Source organism: Cupriavidus sp. DL-D2 (assembly GCF_039710735.1).
Taxonomy (GTDB): Bacteria; Pseudomonadota; Gammaproteobacteria; order Burkholderiales; family Burkholderiaceae; genus Cupriavidus.
On sequence record NZ_JBDKXK010000144.1, the window covers coordinates 1 to 278 of the forward strand.

A 278-nucleotide genomic window follows, 5' to 3' on the forward strand; every position below is an offset into this window, starting at 1 on the left:
ATCCGCATTGTGGGGCATCGCGGCAGGTCGCGACGCCTATGACGCGGCCAAGGGCGCTGGCGATGCCGTGAAGAGCCTGGCCGGTGGTTCAGGACCGCTCGGCACCGCCGTGACGCTGTCGCTGGGTACCAGCAAGAACAAGAGCACGCTCACGCAGGACAACACCTCGCACGCCGGATCGAAGGTGCAGGCTGGCGGCAAGGCGGTCTTCATCGCCACGGGTCAGGATGCCGATGGCAACAAGACAGCCGGGAACTTGGACATCGTCGGCTCCAGTA

At 65.5% G+C, this 278-nt stretch carries 1 protein-coding gene; it reads left to right on the forward strand.

Translation table 11 applies throughout. The features are described from left to right. Positions 1 to 278 (forward strand): hypothetical protein (locus tag ABDB81_RS30380; protein ID WP_346814419.1); only part of this gene is annotated, 278 nt, incomplete at both ends.